Source organism: Rhodococcus sp. 05-2254-2, from assembly GCF_002259095.1.
Taxonomy (GTDB): domain Bacteria; phylum Actinomycetota; class Actinomycetes; order Mycobacteriales; family Mycobacteriaceae; genus Rhodococcoides.
Map to the genome: position 1 here is coordinate 470,026 of NZ_NOZJ01000008.1, position 24,410 is coordinate 494,435.

The window sequence follows — 24,410 nt, forward strand, 5'->3', positions numbered from 1 at the left end:
TTGTGCTGATTACAGGCAGGGCTGTGCCCTGAGACTGGTGTGGGTCGTCAGGCGGGTTGTCGTGGTTCCACGTCGCCGGTGTCGTCATGGTGGTCCGGCGGGTACAGCACTTCCTCTGGGTGGTGGGCGTGATTGATCAGCCCGCGGCGCTTGGGGTCCATCCCGGCCGGTGGATGCCACAGGGTGCGACCTGGATAGCGATGTCCTGCTGTGGTTTTGGTGGTTGCCCACTTTCCGGGTCCGGTGCCCACGAGTGCGTGATGCATGTCGCAGCCGAAGGTCAATCCGTCGATGTCGGTGAGCCCACCGGTGGTCCAGTCGTCGACATGATGGGCCTGGCACCACGTTGCCGGCCGGGTGCAGGACGGGAAGCTGCAACCACGGTCCCGGGCGATGAGCACGATCCTCTGATCGGCGGAGGCGATGCGTTTGGAACGGCCCAGATAGAGGGCTCTGCCGTCGTCGTCGAAGATCGTCAGGTAGTGGTGGGCATGGGAGGCCATGCGGATGGCGTCGCGAATCGACACGCGGGATCCGGTAGCGGTCTTCGCGTAACCGCAGCCGGCTTCCAGATCCTTCAGGCTCATGGTGACGATGGCGGTGACGGGCAGGCCTCGGTGTGTGCCGAGAGTCCCGGAGGCAAGTGTGTGCCGGAGCGCCAGCTTCAGGGCGTCGTGACGACGTTCGTTCTGGGTGCGGATGTCACGCTGGGCTGCGGCCTCGCGCGTTGACGCCGCAGCCTCGGCCCTTGCCTGACTGCTCTCAGTATCGCCGTGCCCGGCAGCGGTACGCCTGGCAGCAGGGCCGTCGGAGGAAGTGTCGTCGGAGGAGGCGTCGTCGGAGCCTGTACCGCAACCGCATTCGATGCCGCCTCCGCAGTCGTCGTGACCGCATTCGTTGTGACCGCAATCGTCGTCACCGCAAGGGCCATCACCGCAAGGGCCCTCACCGCAAGGGCCGTCGTTCCAGAGTCCCGCATCACGTGGCCACCGGGCTTCCCGCTTAGGTAGCGGTGGTGTCTCGGAATTGGAGTCCCCCGATCTTGCATCACTCGCCCCTGCTTCGCGGGGCGTGGTCCCGGGCTGCGGTCGTGCGTGGGCATCCTCGCCCGAGGTCTGGTCGTCCCCGTCGCTTCCGGTGTCGTCGTCGACGATCGGTTTGCCGTCGGCGGGGTTGTACATGCCAGGTTTCGCGGCTTTCGAGAACAGGGCTTCGAGGTAGGCGCGTAGTTCGGGGTCGACGCAGAATTTGCCTTCCGACATACCGTCGGCCCCTTGCTCGCCGAGGTAGAAGAACGCATCCCTCCGCTTTCGCGGCTTCGGCGGGTTTCCGTCGTCATCGTCATCATCGTCATCATCGTCGTGATCGCCGTCCGGATTCACCATCGCGTCCAGGCACGCCACCACCGGCGCGAAATCGTCCGGCCGCAATTTCACTGCCTGTTCCACCAACTGTTGTTCGGCGAGATCGCGGGTCTGCGGATCGACACTCGAGGGCAGATGACGGAAGAACTCGCGGATCATCTGCACATGCTTGGCATCGAGCAACCCGGCCCGTAATGCTCCGGCAGTTCGCGGCAGCAACGGGGCCAGTACTTCACCGGACAACGACGTTCGATCACCCAATTGTGCAGCCAGACGCACTCGTGCTCCTGCTGCTCGAGGGGTGATCCGCAGCATCCACGCCACCGACGACGGGACCGAGCCCGGATACACGTCGAGGCCGTGCTGAGAGATCAGCTCGTTCAGCCAGGTGTACGAATAGGCCGACAAGGATCGGTTCAGCATCTCCATGCGTTGGATCACCGCACGCCGGTCGGCGTTCGTCCACGACACCGACGCCTGCTCCGTCAACTCCGCAACCGCGGACTCGACCCGCTCCACCAATGCCGACAAGTCAGGATCGGACACGTCAGGGGCAGGCGGCACCACATCGATGCCGTCCACCCCTGATCCGCCGTCCCCCGAAAGCATGTACAAAATCTACCGCGACCCACCGACAAGTTTCGAACAGATTTACGAACAGGGCAAGACGACTGTCGACGGCTCCGCCCATCATCTACGCAGTCACGGTGGTAGGAACTGACGTGAGACATCCGAACCGCATGATCGGCATTCGGAGCTGAACGATCCTGGCTTGAACAATTCGCCTGGCGGGTGGTGGCTCAACCTGTCAGCGGGCGCACTCGATGTCGGTAGCGTGAGGGCTATGGCATCGAGCACGTATCACCCGGTATGGTCGAACGACGATCTGCAGCAGAATGTCTCGGAAGCGCAGTGGGTGGACTACAACCTCGACGGCCTCGCCACAACCACAGTGGGCTCGCTGGTCCCCACTGTGTTCGACGCCTATGCCCGCATCCTGTATCCAGCACGCAGCAGCATGTCGCGTCCGATTCCGTCGAAATTCGTTGCACGCTGGCAGGATCAGCTGGAATCCATCATCGAAGTACTCGCTCGAAGCACGACAGCACCGGACGAGTGCTGGTTCGCCGTCTGGGAAGGCAACACCGCGCTCGATGGCATTCGCGCGACGGCACCGACCGCAGCCATCGCCGGCTACGACTATTTCCTGTTGAAGGGACCGGTCTCACGCGCAGCGGACACACTCGAAGGACTGTCACCGAATCTGTGGTGGCCCAGCGATCACACATGGTGCGTGGCTCAGCACTTCGACTTCCACTGCGCGTACCTCGGAGGCAGCGCAGAAACCGTCGCCGACATTCTCGCGCTCACCTCCATCGCATCCATGCCAGTCCGCGTCGACCAGATTGTCACTCAGGGCCACGACGAGCACAACGACTGAGACTCCTCAACCATTCGATGCAACAGTCTCGACCAGAAGCACGTTCCACTGCACACCGAAACTCATTGGCAATGAGCCGTGTTCGCGATACTCCATGCGTCCGTACGGCGTCACGGCGAACATCCCGGGATGTGGCGTTGGAGTATGTTCCTCGTGCCGTGCTAGAAAGCCGGGGCGATCCAACACGCGAACGCTACCCCGCGGCCTTGCCCAGAAATCGATCCATAGGTACCGGTCCCACACCAAGCAGCCGTGCAACATCACGTCACCGACCAAGTTACCGTCGCCCATCATCGTGGTGAACCCGTTGCCGAGGTGCGCTACCCGCTCCGTCCGGCCGTTGGTGGTGACAGCCTCCACTCGAGCCTGCACCTCGGTACACACCTCAGCGGGTAGGTCCATCGCGTCGGGTGACGCCCAGTAGGTCGTCGGTGTACACACCGCACCTACGACAGGCTCGTCGGGGAAGGGCTCTAGGTCCTCGAGCATCCACAGTGTCGGCATACGGCGTCAGAACTGAGCCCTCGGCGCTCCCATTCCCGGGTCGATTTGGAATGGTCCGCTGGCAGAAGGTGCTATCGGGAAGTCGAAGATCGCGGTGGGGATGTATACGGTGGCACAGGAATTGGGGATGTCCACCACGCCGGACAGGCGTCCTTCGATCGGGGCCGATCCCAGCAGCAGGTATGCCTGCTCGGGGCTGTAGCCGAACTTGGTGAGGTAGTCGATCGCGTGCATGCATGCGTTCTGGTACGACAGGTCGGAGTCCAGATACTTCTGCTCACCGTCGACGGTCACCGAAATGCCCGAGAACGCAATCCATTCCGAGTACTGCGGTGCCGTGTTGCCGGGCATGAAGATCGCGTTCTCGCTCACCCCGTAGGTCTCCATGCCACCCTTGATGAGGTCGACGTGCAGGTCCATGAAGCCGCCCATCTCGATGGCTCCACAGAACGTGATCTCTCCGTCTCCCTGCGAGAAGTGCAGGTCGCCGAAGGACAGCTTCGCCCCGGGCACGAACACCGGATAGAAGACGCGAGTGCCCTTGGTGAGGTTCTTGATGTCCTGATTTCCGCCGTTCTCGCGGGGCGGTGCCGTGCGCGCGGCTTCACCTGCGACACGGGAGAATTCGTCGCCGCTCAGTGATCCGAGAATCGCCCCGTCGAGTTCTGGGGCAAGTGCCAGTGGCGGAACACGATTGGGGTCGGTAGCGATCAAGGCACCTTCACGGGCGTTCCACTTCGCCAACAACTGCGCCGATGGCGCGGTCCCCATGAGGCCGGGATGGGTGATGCCGGTGTACTTCACGTGGGGAACGTGACGAGATGTGGTGGTCTGCCCCGAGAAATCCCAGATTGCCTTGTACGCGTCGGGGAATCGATCGGTGAGGAACCCGCCGCCGTTCTCCTTGGCGAAGATTCCCGTGTAACCCCAGCCCTGACCGGCCAGCGGACCCGAATCCTCCTGCGGGATCGGCCCTACGTCGAGGATGTCGACGATCAACAGGTCGCCGGGCTCGGCTCCCTCGATGTGGAACGGCCCGGACAGTGTGTGCACGTTGTTGAGCGGCGCATTCAGAATGTCCTCGGCGGAATCGTCGTTGTGGATGGCCCCGTCGAACCATTCGCGGCAGTGGGCTCGAAAAGATGTGCCGGGTTTGACCGTGACCGCCGCCGGAATGTCGGGATGCCATCGGTTGTGGCCGACGATCTCCTGTTCGGTGAAGCTCTTCGTCGAGTCGAGCGGAAACAGCAGTTCGGGCACTGAACACCTCCGGTTGCGCGGATTCCCCTGCCTCGATCATTGCACCGTCGTGGCGCATCCGGCCGCATATGGCATGTAAATCTTGTATGACGTTGTGCCGGAACGTCGCTGATGCGACATCTAACGCTACCCTCGGATACGTGCCCACCTACAGCTTCCGCTGCGCACAGCGTTGCGCCCCCGTCGAGCAGCGATTCTCCATGGCCGACGTGCCCTCGGAGGTGCCGTGTCCGGCATGCGGGCAGGCGGCAGCCCGAAAGATCTCCTCACCCGTTCTCGGTAGAGGAAACAGCGCTGCGATGCAAGCGCACGATGCCGCCCGCGCCACCGCGGACACGCCCGCCGTCGTCTCGTCCGTACCTCACCAGGGGAGGGCGGCGACAAGAACGACATCGAACCCGCTTCATCGACGCCTACCGCGACCCTGACCCCCGCGTTTCCCTTTCCTCCCGACGGGGAAGTCCGACGGCATGTCCGAGCTACCTCCTCCCCCATCCATCGCCGACGGTGCCGCCACCGATGACGTCGTCGCCTGGGTTGCCGAGCACCTGGGCGATCTGGCTCGCGAGGGGGCGGACGGGGTCACTGCCGGTGCCATTCGAGGTGGACAGTCCGCTGCCGATACCGCGCTGGCCGGACTCGACATCACCGGCTATGCCCGTGATCGAAGCACGGTCCTGCCGGTGAATCGCCGAGGTGCGAGCCGCATGTCGCCGTACATCCGCCACGGGCTGCTGACTCTGCGCGAAGTGTGGGACGCGGTCGCCGACGCTCCCTCCCGCGACCGCTCCCGCTACCGCGACGAATTGATGTGGCAGGAATATGCTCGCCACCTCTATGCACGGGTCGGAACAGAACTGGGGCAGTCCCTGCGCCGCGAACAGCCACGACCGCAGGGCTGGACCGCGCAGCCGTGGCCCGAGGAGATGAACTGCATGTCTTCGGTGGTCGGTGAATTGCACGACGACGGCTGGCTCGTCAATCAAACTCGCATGTGGCTGGCGTCCCAGTGGGCAGTCCGCGCCGGTGCAACGTGGCGCGATGGCGAGGACGAGATGTTCGCTCACCTACTCGACGGCTCTCGCGCCGCCAATCGCCTCGGCTGGCAGTGGACCGTCGGCACCGGAAGCGGCAAAGTGTACGGCTTCAGTCGATGGCAGGTGAACAAGCGAGCACCGTCCCTGTGCCGCAACTGCGCACTGAACGATGCGTGCCCCATCGAGAATTGGCCCGACGACGATCTCGGCCCCGCGGTCGACGGCCCGGATCTGAACAAGGCTCCGATTCCCGCCGGTCCTGCTCACGTGGAAGGACAAGGCGCAGAACAAGTGTGGATCACAGCAGAGTCGCTCGGCACCGCAGACCCGGCCCTGGCAGCGCAGCCCGATCGAGCTGCCGTGTTCGTGTTCGACGAACCACTGCTGCGGAAACTGCGGCTCTCCGGCAAGAGGCTGGTCTTTCTTGCCGAGACGCTCGGTGAGATCGCGTCGACCCGCCCGTTGGAGGTGCGCCGCGGTCGAGTGGCCGACGAACTCTCCGAGCGCGCCGTGGCCACCACCTGGGCGCCCGTTCCCGGCTTCTCCCGCATCGCCGACGCCGTGGCCCCGGTCGAGTTGCATCCGTGGCCGTGGCTGGTGCGTCCCACCACGTCCTCGGTCAGATCGTTCAGCGCGTGGCGTCGGAGTCATTGAACAGCAGTCACTGACCGAAACTATCTCCGCTGCACCGAAATCCGGCCGTCTTCACTGGTGATCGACACCGACCTCGGGGAATTCGGATCGTCGACGACGTCGATGTCGACATCTCCCTTCTCCGACGTCGCCTCGACGTCGTAGAAATCGGCTGCCGGCAGTTCGATCATGCTGTCGCCCTGCATGTTCTGTACACGGACCGAGTCCGGTGGCACCCTCGAATCCAGGGCGACCCGACCGAACGTCGTGTCCACCTCGACTGCCGACACAGCTGCGTCGGTGATGTCGACGTCACCGAATCCGGTGGTGATGTCCAGGGTTCCGGCAGATCCCCGAGCTGTCACGGATCCCGCGGACGTGGACACCGATGCCTGCGCGTCCACGTCGGAGAGCTCCACGTCGCTTGCTGCTGCGTCGATGTCGAGAATCGAGCCGACGGGTATCCGTAGTTCGAGGCCGATGTCGCAGCTGCCTCGCTTGCGGTAGGAACACTCCACAGCGATCGTCGAGCCGTCGTCACTGATGTCGACCGTCGGAGTATCCCCTCGGTAGGACCCGTCGGCCCGTACGTGCAGGTCCGAGTCGGGGCTCATGGACACCGACACCTTGGCGAATCTGGTTGTGACGGAGAGATTGTTCCCGACGATCGCCGTATCGGCGGAGTAATCGAAAGACTGCATCTTCGGCGTGGTGAAGCCGACAGCGAGGGTGGCCGTCGTGGCCGCTCCTGCGGTACCCACCACTACGACGGCAACCGACACGGCGACAGCAGTGCGCCACAGAACTTTTCTCACTGAATCGCTCCCAGATATCGCAGGACGGCCATGACACGGCGGTGATCGGCGCTGTCTCCGAGCAGCCCGAGCTTGGCGAAGATGTTTCCGATGTGCTTCTCCACGGCTGCTTGACCGACCACCAGAGCAGCGGCAATTCCGGCGTTCGACTTGCCTTCGGCCATGGCGGTCAACACTTCCCGCTCGCGTGGGGTCAGCGAATCGAGTGGATCCGATCGTGGGGCCCGAGCCAGAATCTGCTGCACCACTTCTGGATCGATGACCGTGCCACCGGTGGCAACGGTCCGGACGGCATCGGCGAATTCGTCCACGTCGGCTACCCGGTCCTTCAACAGGTAGCCGACGCCGTCCGTGCTCTGCCGAATGAGCTCGGCCGCGTACCGTTCCTCCACGTACTGCGAGAGCACGAGAACCCCTACAGCGGGCCACCGTTGGCGAATGACCAGCGCTGCACGCAGACCTTCGTCCAGGAAGGTGGGCGGCATGCGTACATCTACCACACAGACATCGGGAAGCGGATCGGCAGCGGACATGGCCGCGAGCAGTTCCGACGCGTCGGCCACCTTGCCGATCACGTCGGCTCCGGTATCGGTCAGCAAGCGAGCGACGCCCTCTCGCAACAGAACCGAATCGTCGGCGATGATCACTCGCACGGGATGCTCACCTCGAGCCGCGTCGGGCCGCCGGACGGCGACGTGATGGACAGGGTTCCGTCGATTCCGCTGAGCCTGTCCTCGAGCCCGGCCAGGCCGCCTCCCGGTGCCGGATGCGCTCCGCCACAACCGTCGTCGACCACCGTTACCCGCACTGCGGACTCGACTCTCGAGACGTCCACTCGGACGTGGTCGGCCTTCGCGTGCTTGCTCACGTTGGTCAGGGCCTCCGAGACGACGAAGTAGACCGTCGACTCGACGGTGGCGTCCGGGCGTCGATCACCGGAAAGGGCCGGGTCTATCCGGAACGTCACCGGTACCGTGCACAACGCCGCGACGGACGACAGTGCGGCGTCGAGTCCACGGTCGGTCAGGATCGGCGGATGCAGACCGCGGGTGAGGGTGCGGATCTCGCCGATCGCGTTCTTTGCTTCTCGGTGTGCGTCGTCCAGCAGTTCTTTCAACACCGCGTCCTCGCTCGCAGAGACACGCGACTTCGCCTGCCCCAGTGACATCGCCACCGAAACGAGCCGCTGCTGGGCCCCATCGTGCAGATCGCGTTCGATGCGACGGCGTTCGGCATCCGCAGCGTCGACGACACGAGCTCGACTCACCGTCAATTCGTCCACTCTCCTACTGGACTCCGATCGGCCGAGAAGGGCTGCGGCACTCCACCAGTCGAGTCGCGCCAGGGCGGTGAGCAGCAGCGGAACTCCCGCAACGAAGGTCACCAAAGACGCGAAACCGACCAACGCGACGAACGGATAGCCCACCCGCTCGCCGATTTCGAGCTGATCGGCGACCGGATTCGACACGATCCAGGCGACCGGGGCCAGCGCGAGAACCGGCAGGGCCACGAAGAGCGCCGGCAGCAAGAACAGCAGAACAGCAGAGACCGGAATACGGATGAGCCAGTAGCACAACGACTTCCACAATCCGATGTCGCGAAGGCACCAGACGAACTTGCGCCAACTGGTCGGGTACACGGTCACTTCGGGGCCCTCGATGGCAATTCCACCGGTGAAACCGATTCCGGCACGCGCTGCACGGTCCATCCACTTGAGCGCCACTATCGTCAGCGCGAAGACGAGCACCCCGCTGAGCGCAAACGGCAGTGCGCACACCGCCAGTATCAGCAGGCCCAGGATCATCCAACCGCCCAGCCCGGCGACCGTCGATGCCAGCAACGACGCCACCGCAAGCCACCAGTGCGGCGATATCCACGCCCTGAGTGGATTCAGGGGAATCGGTAGAGCCTCGTTCATGCGGATCAGCCTAAGTCGGGTGTCGTCGGCTTGTCCGCAGTGTGAACCCACGGCCCGAGGTAGGGCTGGCCCTACCGTCGATCCGTGGGTCGATCGTGGTGTTTTCCGTGCCACGGTCGACCAGATTCGACAGGTATGAACCTGAACATCCTTGATGTGGACCGGTTGTCGTCCGTGCCCGTATGGGTCGTCTTCGCCGTCGTATTCGTGCTGCTGGCGTTCGAGTCCGCGTCGTTGCTCGGTCTCCTTACACCAGGAAACAGCGTCCCGATCACGCTCGGGGTGCTGACGTCGATCGGCGTCGTACCGTGGCTCCCTGCCGTCGTCACCGCCGCGGTCGCGTCGAGCCTGGGGGCGCAGTGGGCGTTCTGGCACGGTCGCCGCACCGGCACGGTGTTGGGTCTCGGGCGCGCGGAGTCGGCGCTGCCTGCCGCGGTGATCAGGGTTGTCCACGGGCTGGCCACACACGCACGATCACGACCACGCACTGTCGCCGCTGCCGGTCACCTCATCGGGGGTGTCCGCACCATCACGCCCCGACTCGTCGCGACCTCCTCACTGCGGCATCGCGAATACGTGGTGCTCAGCCTGCTGGCTGCTGTCGTGTGGGCAGGTGTACTGGTGTCGGCCGGAGCGTGGCTGGGCGACCGGACCATCATCAGGACCGCCCTGGGATACGCCTGGATTCCGGCTCTGACGATCATGATCGCGACCCAGCTCAGGCGTCGAACACGCTCGTCTTCTCCCGAACTTGTCGGAGCCCGGTGATATCAAGGATGTAGAGAGATACGACAGAAAGGGATTCGCATGTCCGCACGCTTCGATACCTGCCACGGCACACTCGTGATCCACGCGGTCGGCGGTGCGGAGTGCACGGAGCCGGACTGCGTGGACCTCGAGTACGTCCGCCACTTCCTGGTGCTCGAATGCGAGGAGGTCACCGGCGGCTGCCAGTGCACTGCCCTCGTGGAGTTCGCTCAGGCGTCCTGACGTCGAACCACCGGCTGCTGCAACTCGGTGACCCAGTTCTCCTGCGGCTGCGGCTCCGATACCAGGTAGTACTCGCGGCAGATGCCGGAGAGTTCGTAACCGTTGGCCTCGATCCACGCCATGAACTGTTCCCAGGTCTCACCGATCGTGGCCATCGAACCGTGGTGAACGGTGGTCACCGCGAGTTCGACGGGCGGAAGCTCACGAACCTCGAAGCCCTCACCCGAAACGACCTCAGGTGTCACCTCGAAGGCGGCATGCACGGTGATGCCGCTGCCGTCCCCGTCGTCGACGGCCTCGTACATGGCGATCGACGACGGCCCGAACGTCACGCCGTGCCCAGCGAGCGTCTGGGCGAGTCGGGCGTACATCGGGCCGATGACCGGGCCGATGTTCTCCGGCCCGAACCCGGCGGCGGTCTCGGTGACGAGAGCAACACGGGTGGGTGGCAACGACTTGGTGTCCACGGTGATCATCGAAATCCTTTCGGTGTGGGAGAGACGCGCATCGATGCGACGCAGACGAGCGGCATCGAGATCGAGTCGACGCGCGACATCGTCACGCTTCGCGGCAAGCATCTCGCGTAGCCGATCATCATCGACCTGGCCGTGCACGATCTGCGTCACCTCGTCGAGCCTGAATCCGAGGTCCTTGAACATGAGAATGCGTCCCAGAACCTCGAACTGTGAACCGTCGTACGAGCGATAGCCCGTGAACGGATCCACCCGTGCCGGCGTCAACAGCCCGATCTCGTCGTAATGCCGAAGCATGCGAACCGACACCCGGCCGATCGATGCGAACTCTCCAATGCTGAACATGACCCTCCGAGGTTCTCGTCTCACACAGTGTGAGGGTCAAGAGCGCAAAATCGGGTGCACTGGACCGCGGTGAGCGCGGTCAGCTGCACCCGATTCTTCAGGGCACGGAAATCGAGAAGCGAACCGCCGCTCCGATGAAGTCGACACGTAGGCCTCCGGCTCGCTCCAGCGTCGCGATCGAGGCCGCGTTGTCCACCTCGCATACCGCCGTTACCCGGGGCATGCCGACATCAGCGGCGAGCCTCAGCACCTCGACTACTGCCCAAGAGGCAACTCCCCGACCTCGTTCGGACGGTCGAACCCCGTAGCCGAGGTGCCCGAGACGGTCGGCGAGTTCATGGCTGTCGTGTCTGAGTGCAACGGCACCCACTACGCGTTCGCCCTGCACGATCCAGCGGTACGTGCACTCGGCGTCGGCCCGAAGCCGCTCGACCCAGTCCGAAAAGCCCTGTGCCGACTCGACATCATCGCCGGCCGTCAGCCCGAAGCCGTCCTCGTGGAACCCAGGCCCCCACTCGGCATGAGCCTCCCGCCAGGCGGCGGCGAAGTCATCGGAGGGAACGACGAGATGCACCGGCAGACGGTAGCACCGGATCGAGGCGCACCCCGATCCGACGTCTGTTCATCGAGGGGTGATGGAACCGAGGAACGAGGTGGTCCAGATGGCCGAGTTTGCCGATCCTGCAGCATCGTTCGTCGGAACCAATCCGTTGAGTGTCACCTGGCCGCCGGTCAGGCCGAGAGCAGGCTGCGGCGGCAAGGTGAAACCGCAGGACTGCTGCACGGTGCCCGGCTCGATCGGCAGATCGATACGACGGCACTGTCCGGTGGACGTGGCCGTGAGCGCAGGCGTGACACCGTAGCTCGTGATGCTCAACGATGCGCCGAAATCCGGGGCCGACGGGTTCTGGTAGCAGATAGATGCGGTGGCTGCGACGTCCGCGGAGGGCTCGGTCGATGTCGCGCCGGTGACGGCGTCAACCGACACCGCGTGAATCTCCGTCGTGCGCACACCACCCGGGCACGCGGGGGTGCTTCCGGTCGAGACCGAGTTCACCTCGCGCCCGACGCTGTACTTCACGGAACCGGTCGGTTGCGGCGTTCCCGCAACGGGTTCCGGCACGGCAGCGGTGCCTTCACCGAGTGTGTAGAGCGTCCACAGCGAGCCGGTGCGTCCGTCCGGCACGCGAAGCGGGTTGGCGATCGAGTTGCTGGTCGCGACACCGTCGATGACCCCGGAATCGTTGGGGTTCACTCGCAGAACACAATCGACGGCCGCGCGGCCGGGCAACCCGATCATGAACTCGATCCCGCACGGCCCGTACATCGACAACTCGCCCAGTCCGGGGGCTGTCAGTGCGCCCCACTGGTCGAGGAAGGCCTGGCCGTCGACGGTCGGGCCGTCGCACACGTAGATCGGTCCGACGTTCTGAGCCGTGGGGTTCTGCAAGAAGCCCGTCGACGGGTCGTTGGTGAAGGTGTACATCCGCGCGTCGAGGCGCTCGACCACGGTCGACGAACGCGGGGAGCCGAAGTAATCGTTGCACGCCGCGTTGTCCTCCGCGGTCGGACGCTGGCCGCTGTCGACGGTACGGAAAACGCTGAAGTGACCCGGCCCGTTGTCGATGGACCCCATGATGGTCGCTGGTGCCGGACTCGGCGCAGGATCGGCCGAGACCGTAGCGATCGGACACAACGCGACCGCCACTGCAGACACCACGACGCCGCGCAACCACTTCTTCGACACTTCGTATCCCCCGGAAAAATAGTGGATCCGCAATTGGTGCAGATCGGACTCACCCCGCCGAGGAGACTAACGCAACAGCCGTTGAGAAGCGAGAGGTGGCCCTAGGGGCGCAGGTTCAATCCTGTTGTCGTCGAGAAGTAGTGCACGGTCTCGGCGCGCGGGGCGAGTCGGAGGACATCGCCCTGCGACGGGGTTGCGATATCGGGGATGCGCGCGACGATCTGTGCCCCGACGTCGCCGAGATTCGACGCGTCCTCGACGGTCCGGCCGTAGATGTAGGCGTCCGCACCGAGTTCCTCGACGACATCGACGACGATGTCCGTTCCGGACTCGGAGAGCGTCCACGCTTCCGGTCGCACGCCCATCGTGACACGGCTGCCGTCGATCCGGTCTGCGATGGCGCGCTCGATGGGGACCGACAGCGAGCCCAGCTTCGCGGCTCCGGCGACCACGTCCACCTCGAACAGATTCATCGCGGGAGAGCCGATGAACCCGGCGACGAATGCGTTGACCGGGCGCTCGTACAGCTCCTTCGGGCTGGCACACTGCTGCAGCACACCGGCTTTCATGATCGCCACGCGATCACCCATCGTCATGGCCTCGACCTGATCGTGGGTGACGTAGACCGTGGTGGTGCCGAGCCTGCGCTGCAGCAACGAAATCTGCGTGCGAGTCTGAACGCGGAGCTTGGCGTCGAGGTTGGACAGCGGCTCGTCCATGAGGAAGACCTGCGGGTTCCGCACGATCGCGCGGCCCATCGCGACGCGCTGACGCTGACCGCCGGAGAGCGCCTTGGGTTTACGGCCGAGGTAGTCGGTGAGGTCGAGAATCTTCGCCGCTTCCTCGACGCGTCGGCCCACTTCGGCCTTGTCCATGCCGGCGATCTGCAGTGCGAAGCCCATGTTCTTGGCGACGGTCATGTGCGGGTACAGCGCGTAGTTCTGGAACACCATCGCGATGTCGCGTTCCTTGGGTGCCAGCGAGGTGACGTCGCGATCGCCGATCTTGATGGCACCGTAGTCGACGTCCTCGAGCCCGGCGAGCATGCGCAACGAGGTGGACTTTCCGCAGCCGGACGGACCGACGAGAACCAGAAACTCGCCGTCCTCGATGGCGAGGTCCAACGATTCGACCGCCGCGACGTCCGATCCCGGATAGAGCTTGGTCGCTCCTTCGTACGTGACCTGTGCCATGGGAGTACTCCTTTGTCGAGGTTAGAAGAATCGATGCGCGGAGCCGGAGGGCTCGGCGGTCAGAAAAGTGGGTTCCGGCAGTTCGGATCGTGCTGCACCGGTGGCGATCTCGTCCGCAACAGCCTGGACCAACTCCGAGGGAACCAGCGCAATGGCAGAGCCGCCGAATCCCCCGCCGGTCATCCGGGCCCCGTATGCACCCGCGCGCAGCGCCGCATCGACCGCACTGTCCAGCTCCGGTGAGCTGACCTCGTAGTCGTCTCGCAAGGACGCGTGCGAGGCCGTCATCAACTCACCGAGTTCGGCTCCTGCGGCACCGCGGTCGAGCAGTTCGGCGGCCTCCTCCACTCGGCGAATTTCACTGATGACGTGGCGAACTCGCGCGATCAGGGTGTCGTCGACGAGTCCCGACACCGCCTTGTCGAGATCGAGACCGCGCAGCGTCGTCACCCCCAATTCGGCGTACGCGGTGTCCAGCGCCTTCCGGCGTTCTCCGTACTGACCGTCGACCAACCGATGCGGCGCATTGGTGTCGATCACCAGCAACCGAGTTCCCGACGCGGCGAGATCGAGGGGTATCTGACGCGTCGAACCGTCGAGACAGTCGAGTAGCAGCGCATGTCCCGACTGGGCCGACATCGCGATGTTCTGATCCATGCCTCCGGTCGACGCACCGGCGATCTCGTTCTCGGCCCGAATACTGGCGTCGATCAACACTTTCCGATCGACCTGCACATCGAAGAGGTCGTCGAGCGCCAGCGCGAACGAGCATTCGAGGGCCGCCGAGCTCGACAACCCCGAGCCCACCGGTACCGAGGAGTGCACGGCCACATCGACTCCGCCGACGCCGTGAACCTGCAGTGCCCAGGACACACCTGCCACGTACGCGGCCCAACCCGACGGCGTGCCCGGACCGATCTCCGCGAGCTCACCCGTCCACGACTCGTCGGTATGTGTCGATACGGCGCGCATCACAGTGTCCTCGCGGCGCCGGACAGCGACTGCGGTTGCGTACGGCAGCGCGAACGGCAACACGAGTCCGCCTGCGTAATCGATGTGCTCACCGATGAGATTGACGCGTCCGGGAGCGATCCAGACGCCGTCGGGTTCGCCGCCGAATGCACTGCGGAACAACGCCGCTGCTGCGTCGGCGAGATCCTCCTCGGGCACCACCTCGAGCCAATTCATGCCAGCACCTCGCGCAGGCGATCGGCGATCCGCTCGGGCGTGGTGTCGTTGACCCACGCGCCCATCGCCGATTCCGACCCGGCCAGAAACTTCATCCTGCCCGGTGAGCGCATCATCGAAAACAGTTGCAGATGCAGACGTCCCAGTTCGCGATCGGCTCCGACGGGGGCCTGATGCCACGCCGAGATGTACGGCACTTCGTCGACGCCTTCGAAGAATGCATCGACGCCGCGCAGCAGCTCGCGGTAGACCCCGGCCAGCTCGTCTCGCTCGGCACCGTTCAACTCGGCCAGGTCCGCCACGTCACGACGAGGAGCGAGATGTACCTCGACGGGCCAGCGCGACGCCGCCGGGACGTACGCGACCCAGTGTTCGGCATCGACGACGATGCGTCGACCAGAACGCAGCTCGGCGGCGAGTACATCGGCCAGCAGCACTCGACCGGTGCGCTCGAAGTGTGTGCGCGACTGTCGCATCATGGCGTCGGTGCGGGGCGGAAGGTAGGGGTAGGCGTAGATCTGACCGTGCGGGTGCGTCAGCGTGACGCCGATTTCCTTGCCACGGTTCTCGAAGCAGAACACCTGCTGGACGCCCGGTATTGCCGACAGAGCAGCCGTGCGATCGGCCCAGACGTCGATGATGGTGCGGACGCGGGAGAGCTCCAACGACACGAAGGAGGCGTCGGGATTGCTCGCGAAGCAGATCACCTCGCATCGGCCGGTGCCGGGTGCGAGCGGCCACAGAGCCTCACCGTCCACCTCTGTCGGAAGCGTCTGTTGTGCAGCAGTTTCGGACAGTGATGGGAACCGGTTCTCGAACACCACCACGTCGTAGTCCGCAGCTGGAATCTCTGTCGCCGGCCTGTCGGGGCGGCTCGGTGCCAACGGCGACGCGTCGGCCGGGGGCAGGAACGTGCGGTCCATTCGCTGCGCCGCGATGACGATCCATTCGCCTGTGAGGACGTCGAATCGCATCTGCGACTGCGACATCGACGGTGAGAGAGCGCGGGTATCGACCAAGTCTCGGGTGGCTCCGCCGGAGACGTAGGGCTCGGTGTCGTCGTAGTAGATCAGCTCGCGGCCGTCGGCCAGAGTGGTCGACGTCTTGCGCAGTGCGTGCGTCGTGGCGTCATGCGCGGTCATCGAGTACTCGTTCCTCGTTCGTGTCGACGGGTCCTCCGGCGATCACCACGTCGTCGACCACCTCCGACAACGCGTCCTGCACGCCGGGGTCGAGCCCGGCATCGGTGACGAACACGTCGACGCGGGAGAGCGGGATGGTGTTGGCGAGCGCGCGGACGCCCCATTTGGTGTGGTCGGCCAGCACGATGACGCGTCGGGACGATGCCACCAGCGCCTGATTGGTCTGTGCTTCCATCAGATTGGGGCAGGTGAGCCCTGATTCGATGTCCACTCCGTGCGTTCCGAGGAACAGCATGTCCAGGTGGATGCTCTGCAACGCGCTGACGGTGAGTGGTCCGACCAGCGCATAGGAGGGCGTGCGTTGTCCGCCGGTGAGCAGGACGGTCTGATCCGTTCGGCCACCGGTGTGGAAGACCTCGGCGACGGGAAGCGAATTGGTGACGACGGTGATGTCCGGGATGTCGAGTAGTTCCTGAGCGAGCGCATGCGTGGTGGTACCGCCGGAGATGCCGATGGAGGTCCCCGGTCGCACGAATCGCGCTGCGGCCTTGGCTATGTCCGCCTTGGCATCTCGATCCAGTTCGGACTTCGCGGAGAAGCCCGGCTCGAACACGCTCGCCGATCGTGGCAGCGTGACACCGCCGTGCACCCGCTCGACCAGACCGCGAGCCACCAATTCGTTGATGTCGCGTCGAATGGTCATGTCCGACACCGACAGTGCAGTGCCCAGATCGGCGACCTTGACCGCACCCTGCGCCGTCACCTGGTCGAGGATCTTCTGCTGACGCTGATGGGCGAGCATCAGCTGTTCTCGGCAATCACTGCACTACCGCCGGCAGCCACGATCAGCTCGCCGTCGACGTGTGCGCCGCTGACCAGATCGGTGCCGGTGGCCGGCACACTCACCTTGTCACTTCCGTGGTTGAGCACGAAGAGCCAGGACTGCTCCCCCGCCGAGCGCCGCACGATCTCCACATCAAATCCCAGATCTCGTCGAGTCTCGATACCGGCTCCAGCGCAGAGCTTGTCGGCCAGCGTGGCCCAGCCCGCCGCGTCGGGAACGGTGGCCGCATACCAGGCAGCGCCGGTGCCGACGGTTCGCTTGGTCAGCGCGGGAACACCGCGCAGATGGCCCTGGGTATGCCGCGCGAGGACATCGACATCCTCGGACGCAGTGAGGTATTCGCTCCAGATCTCACCGACGGTCTCGTCGTCGAGGGGCAGGGTCTCGCCCTCGGCGAGCGGGAAGAACTCCTCGACGCGGACTCCGAGCAACTCTCGGAAAGCTCCCGGGTAGCCGCCGAGTCGCACGTGGTCGTCCTCGTCGGCGATTCCCGAGAAAGCAGTGACGAGCACCTGCGCACCCGCCTCGGCCGCGTCGGCAATCCGTGCAGCGGTCTCATCACTGCACAGGTAGAGGGCCGGAACCACGATCACGTCGTAGTCGCTCAGGTCCGTCGACGATGGAACGACATCGCACGTCACGCCAGCAGAGGTGAACCCGTGATGGGCGCGGCGGGCAATCTCCATGGGCTGCATCGCCATCGACGGATGACCCTCCTGCTCGCACGCCCACTGCGAGGCCCAGTCGAAGAGCACGGCGACCCGCGCGTCGACGGTGCTGCCTGCCACCGGGGCCATGCGACGCAGTGCCGCACCGAGTTCGACGACCTCGCGCCAGCGGGCGGAGTCCTCGCCTGCGTGCGGAACCAGAGCCGAATGGAACTTCTCTGCCCCGGCCTTGGAGGCGCGGAACTGGAAATAGGCGATGCCGTCTGCTCCGCGAGCCATGTGTGCCAGTGAGTTTCGCATCATCTCGCCGGGGACCTTGGCGCGGTTGATGTGCTGCCAGTTGACGGCGCTGGTGGAATGCTCCATCAACAACCAGGGTCGACGGCCGGCAACGCCACGAGTGAGGTCGGCCGAGAACGAAAGCTTGTGATGCGCTGCGGCGTCGCCGGTCTCGGGACCGACGAGGTAGTGATCGGTGGAGACGATGTCCTGCTCGGGGGCCCAGGACGCGTAGTCCATGTTGCCGGCGAGTGCGGGGCCCTGGCCCATACCCACCATGAAGTTGGTGGTGACCGGCACGCCAGGGGTGATGCGGTTCAGCACCGCCTTCTCGGCGCGGTACTGCTCGAGGAGCGCGTCGGAGCAGAAACGGCGCCAGTCGAGTTGGTGCGTGGGATTACCGAACGTGGTGCTCACCGACGGGGGAACGATCTCGTCCCAGTCGCTGTACCGCTGGCTCCAGAAGTCGGTGCCCCACGCGGTGTTGAGGGTTTCGAGGTCGATGTACTTGGCGCTGAGCCATTCCCGGAACGCGTGCGCGCTGTCGTCGGAGTAGCACAGGGCGTTGTGGCAACCGAGTTCGTTGGAGACGTGCCACATCGCGAGCGCGGGGTGCTCGCCGTAACGATGGGCCATCTTCTCGACCAGTACCAGTGAATGTTCGCGGTACACAGCGGAACTGGGGCTCCACGTCTGACGGCTGCCGATGGCGTAGCGGTAGCCGCGCTCGTCGACCGGACGCATCTGCGGGTACGCAGTGGCCAACCACGGCGGCGGCGACGCGGTGGCCGTGGCCAGGTCCACGCGAATGTCGCCCTGGTGCATCAGATCCATGACGCGATCGAGCCACTCGAAGTCCCACGTCGTGGCGGTCGGCTGCAGACGAGCCCAGGAGAACACACCGACGGTCACGAAGTCGACACCGGCCTCGTGCATCAGTTCGACGTCACGTCGCCAGACGTCCTCGGGCCACTGCTCGGGGTTGTAGTCGCCCCCGAAGGAGATTCCCTGGGTCGGCCAGGTGCTGCGTCGCGCTGTGTCCATGCTCACAATATGAACGAGACGTCCTCAGATGTCAACATGAATGAACATTTTCTTACTGATGCTGGTGAGCGGGCCTCGAAGAGCTTGACAGACGCCGTGGCGTCGTGTTTCTGTAACCTGCATCACCCCGAACGGTCAGACGAGTACCGCGGAACGCACAGCGGAATGTTCACTTCTGATCGTTATCGATATTTTCCGTCGAAGGACTCTCATGAACCCACACGAGTGGCCGCGTACCTGGCAGCCGTCCCGGCGCGATTTCCTCAGGTCTGCGCTCGTCGCCGCCGGTGCGATCACCGCAGGTGGCGTGCTGTCGTCGTGCTCGAGCAGTCTCGATCCCAACACGATCACGCTCGGCTCACGGCTGTCGGACAAGAACTCCAAGGTCGGCGTCGAAGATGTCGTCGCCATGTATCGGCAGCAGACCGGTGGCGACATCCGCGTCAACACCGTCGACTCGACGTCGTTCCAGGAGAACGTCAACAACTACCTCCAGGGCACGCCCGACGACGTGTTCACCTGGATGGGCGGCTATCGAATGAAGTACTTCGCAGACAAGGGTCTGGTGGAGGACGTCTCGAGCGTGTGGGCGAGCAACGGCGGCGGATACAGCGACTCCTTCAAGGAGAACTCGACCGGATCCGACGGCAATCAGTATCTGATTCCGTTCTTCTACTACCCGTGGGCCGTGTTCTACCGCCCGAGCCTGTGGGCCGAGCGCGGGTACGAACCGCCCAGGACCTACGACCAGTGGGTCACCCTGAGCAAGCAGATGCAGGCCGACGGCGTCACCCCGATCGGCTTCGGTGCGCGTGACGGCTGGCCGCCGATGGGGACGTTCGACTACCTGAACCTGCGCCTCAACGGAGTCGACTTCCACCGCACCCTGTTGGCCGGTGACGTCAGCTGGACCGACAATCGAGTCCGCACCGTATTCGACACGTGGCGTGAGCTTCTGCCGTTCCATCAGCCACAACCGCTGGGTCGAAAGATCGCCGACGCTCAGACGGCGTTGCTCAACAAGAGCGTAGGGTCCTTGGTCGCCGGCATGTTCGTCGCACAAAGCTTTCCCGCCGGGCCCGACCGCGACGACCTCGACTTCTTTCCCTTCCCCGAACTCGACTCCGCCATCGGCAGTTCCGCGGTCGAGGCCCCGATGGACGGCTTCATGATGCGGGCCGATCCGCGCAATCGCCCCGGTGCCGAGAAGCTGCTCACCTTCCTCACCGGCCCCGAACCTGCCGTCGCCTACGCGAAGCAGGATCCGCAGGCCATCCCCGCCCACCGCGACGCCGACCTGTCGGATTTCCCTGCGCTGGTGCGTAAGTCGGCAGACCTCGTCCAGAACGCCGAAGAGATCACGCAGTTCTTCGACCGCGACACTCGCCCCGATTTCGCGTCGATCGTCATGATCCCGGCCCTGCAACAGTTCATCGGCAACCCGAACGACGTCGACGGATTGGTCCGCAGCATCGAGCGTCAGAAGTCGGCGGTGTTCGGAACATGAATCCCGCTCGCCCCCAATTCATTCACCCACGTCGAGATCAGGTAATGCCATGACCGCACCCGAACGGGTCAAGTCGCCGAAGATCAGGCGCAGTGTTCGCGAGAAGTGGACCATCGCGATGATGCTCGGCGTTCCCGCGATGATCGTCATCGGACTCGTCTGGATCCCCACGGTCTTCACGGTGGTCCTGTCGTTCGCGCGGTGGGACGGCATCGGCGGCACGTCGAGTATCGAGTGGATCGGTACTCAGAACTACGTCGACGCGGTCCAGGCGTACCCACCGTTCCAGCAGGCGTTGCAGAACAACGTGCTGTGGCTGGTGTTCCTGTTCCTCGTCCCGACCGTCATCGGCATCCTGCTGGCGATCCTGCTGGACAAGAACCTCAAGGGATCTCGGCTCTACCAGAGCATCTTCTACATCCCCGTGGTGCTGTCGATGGCCCTCATCGGCTTCATCTGGCAGCTCATCTACTCCACCGAGGGCGGCGTCCTCAACAGCCTGCTCGGTACCGACGTCGACTGGCTCGGCGATCCGGACATCAACATCTGGGCCGTCATGGTCGCAGCAGGCTGGCGGCACACCGGCTACATCATGCTGTTGTACTTGGCCGGCCTCAAGGCCATCGACCCGTCCGTCCGCGAGGCCGCGGTGATGGACGGTGCCGGACCGATTCGCACGTTCTTCAGCGTCATCTTCCCGCTGATGAAGAACACCAACCTACTGATCATCGTGATCACCGTCATCGAGGCGCTACGCGCTTTCGACCTGGTGTGGGTGATCAACAAGGGCCGCAACGGACTCGAGCTGATCTCGGCGCTCGTGACGGCCAACGTGGTCGGTGAGGCGAGCCGCATCGGCTTCGGTTCGGCACTGGCCACGATCATGCTCGGCATCTCACTCGTCTTCATCGCCCTGTACCTCGCCATCGTTCTTCGGAGCAAAGACTGATGACCACTTCACTCACGCGCACAGCACCTCCCGAGCGCGATCCGCTGACCCGCAATCGCGCGGCCGTCGCCAATCGTCGACGCGCGGGCACCGCGCAGATCGCGATCTACGTGCTGCTGACGGTCATGGCAGTGGCCTGGCTGTTTCCACTGGCGTGGGCGGTGTACAACTCGTTCCGCAGCTACGACTACGTGCTGCTCAACGGCTACCTGTCGGTGGGCGGATTCACGTTGGACAACTACATCGACTCGTGGCAGATCGGCGGCATCCCGCACTACTTCCTCAACTCGCTGATCATCACCGTTCCGTCGGTGCTGCTCATCCTGTTCTTCGGCTCGATGGCGGCGTTCATCCTGGCGCGGTTCAGCTGGAAGTTCAACATCTTCATGTTGGCGGTGTTCATCGCCGGAAACCTGCTACCCCAGCAGACGCTGCTGACCCCACTGTTCCGGCTGTACAACGCAATTCCGGTTCCGTACTGGATGAGTTCCTCGGGCTCGCTGTACGACAGCTACTGGGGCCTGATCATCGTGCACGTCGCATTCCAGACCGGGTTCTGCGTCTTCGTGCTCAGCAACTACATGAAGACCGTGCCCCACGAATTGCTCGAGGCGGCGACCGTCGACGGAGCCGGGCTGTTCCGGCAGTACTGGCAGGTCGTCATGCCGCTGTGCCGTCCCGCACTGGCTGCCCTCGCGACACTCATGGTGACGTGGATCTACAACGACTTCTTCTGGGCTCTGGCCCTGATGGTCAGCGGTGACAAGCTCCCGGTGACGACGGCGCTGCAGAATCTGCAGGGCAGCTTCTTCACCGACACCAATCTGCTCGCGGCCGGATCGGTGCTGGTGGCACTGCCGACAGTGTTGGTTTTCATTGCGCTGCAACGACATTTCGTCTCCGGTCTGACGATGGGTGCCAACAAGTGAGTTTCACCGTCCTGCGCCGTGACGGAGTCATGGTGATCCTCGGCCCGTCGTCCACCGCAGTTCCGGCCGTGCTGCACTGGGGTACCGATCTCGGTGAACTCTCCGATCACGACCTCACCGAACTGCGCCGAGCCGCGATACCCGCAGTTCCGCACTCGAGTGTCGACGTACCTCGGTGGCTCACCCTGGCACCCGGCGGCGACGACGCCTGGCAGGGCACCCCAGCTCTGGCCATGCATCGCGACGGTTCGGTGCAGTACCCGCGGTGGGCAGATGTGACCGTCTCCGCTACCGAATTCGGTTGCACTGTGGCCGCTTCCGACAGCCAGCTGGGCATCTCGTGGTCGATAGAACTGTCGCTCGAGGTCGGCGGATCACTGCGGGTGCGTCAGGGTGTCCGGAACGTCTCGGGCGAACCCCTGACCGTCGACGGCGTCGTGGCCCTGATGCCGTTGCCGGACACGGCAACCGAACTGCTCGACCTCACCGGCCGGCACTGTCGCGAACGCACCCCGCAGCGTCGACGGTTCGATCACGGCACGGTGGCGCGTGCCTCGCGTCGCGGAAGAACCGGGCACGACGCCACCCTGGTACTCACCGCAGGCAGCGAAGGCTTCGGCTTCCGCAGCGGCGAGGTATGGGGTGCCCATGTCGCCTGGAGCGGCGATCACCTGCACCTGGCCGAGCGCCTGCCCGAGCGTGCCGGTCAGGCCTCGGGCGTGCTGGGCGGCGGTGAGCTGCTCGCCCCCGGCGAGGTGGTGCTGCAGACAGGTCAGACGTACACGACTCCGTGGGTGCATTTCGTGTACTCCTCCGCCGGACTGGACGCTTCGGCGCAGTCGCTGCATCGCTGGATGCGCTCCCGCCCAGCACATCCCACATCCCCGCGGCCTGTGGTGCTCAACGTGTGGGAGGGCGTCTACTTCGACCACGATCTCACTCGACTGCGCGGCATCGCGGAGGTCGCAGCGCACGTGGGCGTCGAGAGATTCGTGCTCGACGACGGCTGGTTCCGACACCGACGTGACGACCGGGCCGGCCTCGGCGACTGGCAGGTGGACGAGGGTGTCTGGCCCGATGGTCTGGCTCCGCTGTTCGATCACGTCCGGGAGCTCGGCATGAGCCCCGGCCTGTGGTTCGAGCCGGAGATGGTCAACCTCGACTCCGATATCGCTCGGGCGCATCCGGAGTGGTTGCTCGCAGCACCGGGTCGAGTTCCACTCGAGTGGCGTCATCAGCACGTGCTGAATCTGACGCGCCAGGATGTCTTCGACTATCTCCTCTCGGCCATCGATACGGTGTTGGCGACCGAGCGGCCGGACTACGTGAAGTGGGATCACAACCGCGACTTGATGCTCGCGGTCGATACCGAAGGACGCGCTGCTGTGCACGCCCAGACCTCGGCGTTCTATCGGCTGCTGGACGAGCTACGGTCCCGGCATCCGCAGGTCGAGTTCGAGTCCTGCGCATCGGGCGGAGCCCGCATCGACCTCGAGGTCCTCGAACACACCGACCGGGTCTGGGCGTCGGACACCAACGATCCACTCGAACGTCAACGGCTGCAGCGGTGGACGACGCAGTTGCTGCCGCCGGAGTTGATCGGATCCCATGTCGGGCCGCAGATCGCGCACACATCCGGCCGGTGGTCCACGCTCCAATTCCGTTGCTTGACAGCGCTGTTCGGTCACGCCGGGTTGGAGATGGACGTCACGGAACTATCGTCCGAGGATCACGAGTACCTGGCAACCTGGACCACGCTGTACAAGGAACTGCGCGGGCTACTGCACACCGGTGACGTGGTGCGCTCCGACCACCCCGACCCGAGCGTCTGGGTGCACGGAGTCGTGGCAGCGGACTTCTCCGAGGCCGCGTACGCAGTGGTGCGGATGGACACCTCGGCCGAGGACCGCACGGATCGCGTGCGCCTCCCGGGTCTCGATCCCTCCCTCAGGTATCGCATCGAATTCGTACGTGAGCTCAGCGATCTCGGCAACGGCATTGCGCTGCCACCGTGGATCGCCGACTCCGGAGTGATCGAACTCTCGGGATCGGCACTCGCCCGAGCCGGCGTGGCAGTCCCGGTGTTGTTCCCGCAGACCGGTGTGTTGCTACGGGTGCACTCCGTCTGACGCGCGTCGGG

Annotated in this window: 23 protein-coding genes; 9 read left to right on the plus strand and 14 right to left on the minus strand. The window is 64.6% G+C overall.

Features of this window, described 5'->3' with window-relative positions:
• Nucleotides 1-47: 47 nt before the first annotated feature.
• Nucleotides 48-1,973, minus strand: coding sequence for an HNH endonuclease signature motif containing protein (locus CH283_RS29125; protein ID WP_094638498.1), 1,926 nt, complete (start codon nucleotides 1,971-1,973; stop codon nucleotides 48-50).
• Nucleotides 1,974-2,208: 235 nt separating this feature from the next.
• On the opposite strand from CH283_RS29125, the gene CH283_RS12345 reads away from it, so the two are divergent.
• Nucleotides 2,209-2,805 carry a hypothetical protein gene (locus tag CH283_RS12345; protein ID WP_094638497.1) on the plus strand — a complete coding sequence of 199 codons (597 nt, stop codon included), beginning with the start codon at nucleotides 2,209-2,211 and terminating at the stop codon, nucleotides 2,803-2,805.
• A gap of 6 nt (nucleotides 2,806-2,811) precedes the next feature.
• Here CH283_RS12345 and CH283_RS12350 read toward each other — a convergent pair whose 3' ends face one another.
• Nucleotides 2,812-3,309: a hypothetical protein gene (locus tag CH283_RS12350; RefSeq protein WP_094638496.1), complete on the minus strand. Its 498-nt coding sequence runs from the start codon at nucleotides 3,307-3,309 to the stop codon at nucleotides 2,812-2,814.
• 6 nt (nucleotides 3,310-3,315) lie between these two features.
• Nucleotides 3,316-4,569, minus strand: coding sequence for a formamidase (gene fmdA / locus CH283_RS12355; protein WP_037195472.1), 1,254 nt, complete (start codon nucleotides 4,567-4,569; stop codon nucleotides 3,316-3,318).
• 86 nt (nucleotides 4,570-4,655) lie between these two features.
• Between fmdA and CH283_RS12360 the strand changes: the two genes are divergently transcribed.
• Complete coding sequence (locus CH283_RS12360; RefSeq protein ID WP_441344162.1) at nucleotides 4,656-4,997, plus strand: FmdB family zinc ribbon protein; 342 nt, start codon at nucleotides 4,656-4,658, stop codon at nucleotides 4,995-4,997.
• Between the two features lie 42 nt (nucleotides 4,998-5,039).
• Nucleotides 5,040-6,260 carry an FAD-binding domain-containing protein gene (locus CH283_RS12365; protein ID WP_094638495.1) on the plus strand — a complete coding sequence of 407 codons (1,221 nt, stop codon included), beginning with the start codon at nucleotides 5,040-5,042 and terminating at the stop codon, nucleotides 6,258-6,260.
• Between the two features lie 20 nt (nucleotides 6,261-6,280).
• On the opposite strand, the gene CH283_RS12370 is transcribed toward CH283_RS12365, so the two are convergent.
• The 3 genes from CH283_RS12370 to CH283_RS12380 are packed head-to-tail and all read right to left on the minus strand — an operon-like array spanning nucleotide 6,281 to nucleotide 8,972.
• Nucleotides 6,281-7,054 carry a DUF4097 family beta strand repeat-containing protein gene (locus CH283_RS12370; protein WP_094638494.1) on the minus strand — a complete coding sequence of 258 codons (774 nt, stop codon included), beginning with the start codon at nucleotides 7,052-7,054 and terminating at the stop codon, nucleotides 6,281-6,283.
• Entirely contained in the window at nucleotides 7,051-7,707 is a 657-nt protein-coding gene (locus CH283_RS12375; protein WP_068045236.1) for a response regulator transcription factor, read from the minus strand. The genes CH283_RS12370 and CH283_RS12375 overlap by 4 nt, the downstream gene beginning before the upstream one ends.
• The gene (locus tag CH283_RS12380; RefSeq protein WP_217901104.1) at nucleotides 7,698-8,972 is read right to left on the minus strand and encodes a sensor histidine kinase; all 1,275 of its coding nucleotides are present in this window, start codon (nucleotides 8,970-8,972) and stop codon (nucleotides 7,698-7,700) included. Before CH283_RS12380 ends, CH283_RS12375 begins: the two co-directional genes overlap by 10 nt.
• A 135-nt stretch (nucleotides 8,973-9,107) precedes the next feature.
• Here CH283_RS12380 and CH283_RS12385 point away from each other — a divergent pair, with 135 nt between their 5' ends.
• Nucleotides 9,108-9,740, plus strand: coding sequence for a DedA family protein (locus CH283_RS12385; protein WP_094638493.1), 633 nt, complete (start codon nucleotides 9,108-9,110; stop codon nucleotides 9,738-9,740).
• 39 nt (nucleotides 9,741-9,779) lie between these two features.
• Nucleotides 9,780-9,962, plus strand: coding sequence for a hypothetical protein (locus CH283_RS12390; protein WP_068045244.1), 183 nt, complete (start codon nucleotides 9,780-9,782; stop codon nucleotides 9,960-9,962).
• Here CH283_RS12390 and CH283_RS12395 read toward each other — a convergent pair.
• The 8 genes from CH283_RS12395 to CH283_RS12430 form a co-directional block, all read right to left on the minus strand.
• The gene (locus CH283_RS12395) at nucleotides 9,950-10,780 is read right to left on the minus strand and encodes a MerR family transcriptional regulator (protein WP_094638491.1); all 831 of its coding nucleotides are present in this window, start codon (nucleotides 10,778-10,780) and stop codon (nucleotides 9,950-9,952) included. The two genes, CH283_RS12390 and CH283_RS12395, sit on opposite strands and share 13 nt — an antisense overlap.
• A gap of 97 nt (nucleotides 10,781-10,877) precedes the next feature.
• Entirely contained in the window at nucleotides 10,878-11,354 is a 477-nt protein-coding gene (locus tag CH283_RS12400; RefSeq protein WP_094638490.1) for a GNAT family N-acetyltransferase, read from the minus strand.
• Between the two features lie 48 nt (nucleotides 11,355-11,402).
• Nucleotides 11,403-12,527 carry a hypothetical protein gene (locus CH283_RS12405; RefSeq protein WP_141215232.1) on the minus strand — a complete coding sequence of 375 codons (1,125 nt, stop codon included), beginning with the start codon at nucleotides 12,525-12,527 and terminating at the stop codon, nucleotides 11,403-11,405.
• Nucleotides 12,528-12,628: 101 nt separating this feature from the next.
• The gene (locus tag CH283_RS12410) at nucleotides 12,629-13,720 is read right to left on the minus strand and encodes an ABC transporter ATP-binding protein (protein WP_094638488.1); all 1,092 of its coding nucleotides are present in this window, start codon (nucleotides 13,718-13,720) and stop codon (nucleotides 12,629-12,631) included.
• 21 nt (nucleotides 13,721-13,741) lie between these two features.
• Nucleotides 13,742-14,908: a galactokinase gene (galK, locus tag CH283_RS12415; RefSeq protein ID WP_094638487.1), complete on the minus strand. Its 1,167-nt coding sequence runs from the start codon at nucleotides 14,906-14,908 to the stop codon at nucleotides 13,742-13,744.
• Nucleotides 14,905-16,050 carry a galactose-1-phosphate uridylyltransferase gene (gene galT / locus CH283_RS12420; RefSeq protein ID WP_094638486.1) on the minus strand — a complete coding sequence of 382 codons (1,146 nt, stop codon included), beginning with the start codon at nucleotides 16,048-16,050 and terminating at the stop codon, nucleotides 14,905-14,907. The genes galK and galT overlap by 4 nt, the downstream gene beginning before the upstream one ends.
• Nucleotides 16,037-16,852: a DeoR/GlpR family DNA-binding transcription regulator gene (locus CH283_RS12425; protein WP_068045263.1), complete on the minus strand. Its 816-nt coding sequence runs from the start codon at nucleotides 16,850-16,852 to the stop codon at nucleotides 16,037-16,039. The genes galT and CH283_RS12425 overlap by 14 nt, the downstream gene beginning before the upstream one ends.
• Entirely contained in the window at nucleotides 16,852-18,885 is a 2,034-nt protein-coding gene (locus CH283_RS12430; protein ID WP_094638485.1) for a beta-galactosidase, read from the minus strand. Before CH283_RS12430 ends, CH283_RS12425 begins: the two co-directional genes overlap by 1 nt.
• Nucleotides 18,886-19,096: 211 nt before the next feature.
• Here CH283_RS12430 and CH283_RS12435 point away from each other — a divergent pair, with 211 nt between their 5' ends.
• The 4 genes from CH283_RS12435 to CH283_RS12450 are packed head-to-tail and all read left to right on the plus strand — an operon-like array spanning nucleotide 19,097 to nucleotide 24,399.
• Nucleotides 19,097-20,392 carry an ABC transporter substrate-binding protein gene (locus CH283_RS12435; RefSeq protein WP_094638484.1) on the plus strand — a complete coding sequence of 432 codons (1,296 nt, stop codon included), beginning with the start codon at nucleotides 19,097-19,099 and terminating at the stop codon, nucleotides 20,390-20,392.
• A 49-nt stretch (nucleotides 20,393-20,441) separates the two neighbouring features.
• Complete coding sequence (locus CH283_RS12440; protein ID WP_094638483.1) at nucleotides 20,442-21,341, plus strand: carbohydrate ABC transporter permease; 900 nt, start codon at nucleotides 20,442-20,444, stop codon at nucleotides 21,339-21,341.
• Nucleotides 21,341-22,270, plus strand: coding sequence for a carbohydrate ABC transporter permease (locus tag CH283_RS12445; RefSeq protein WP_082898537.1), 930 nt, complete (start codon nucleotides 21,341-21,343; stop codon nucleotides 22,268-22,270). Before CH283_RS12440 ends, CH283_RS12445 begins: the two co-directional genes overlap by 1 nt.
• The gene (locus tag CH283_RS12450; protein ID WP_255183194.1) at nucleotides 22,267-24,399 is read left to right on the plus strand and encodes an alpha-galactosidase; all 2,133 of its coding nucleotides are present in this window, start codon (nucleotides 22,267-22,269) and stop codon (nucleotides 24,397-24,399) included. The genes CH283_RS12445 and CH283_RS12450 overlap by 4 nt, the downstream gene beginning before the upstream one ends.
• Nucleotides 24,400-24,410 lie beyond the last annotated feature (11 nt).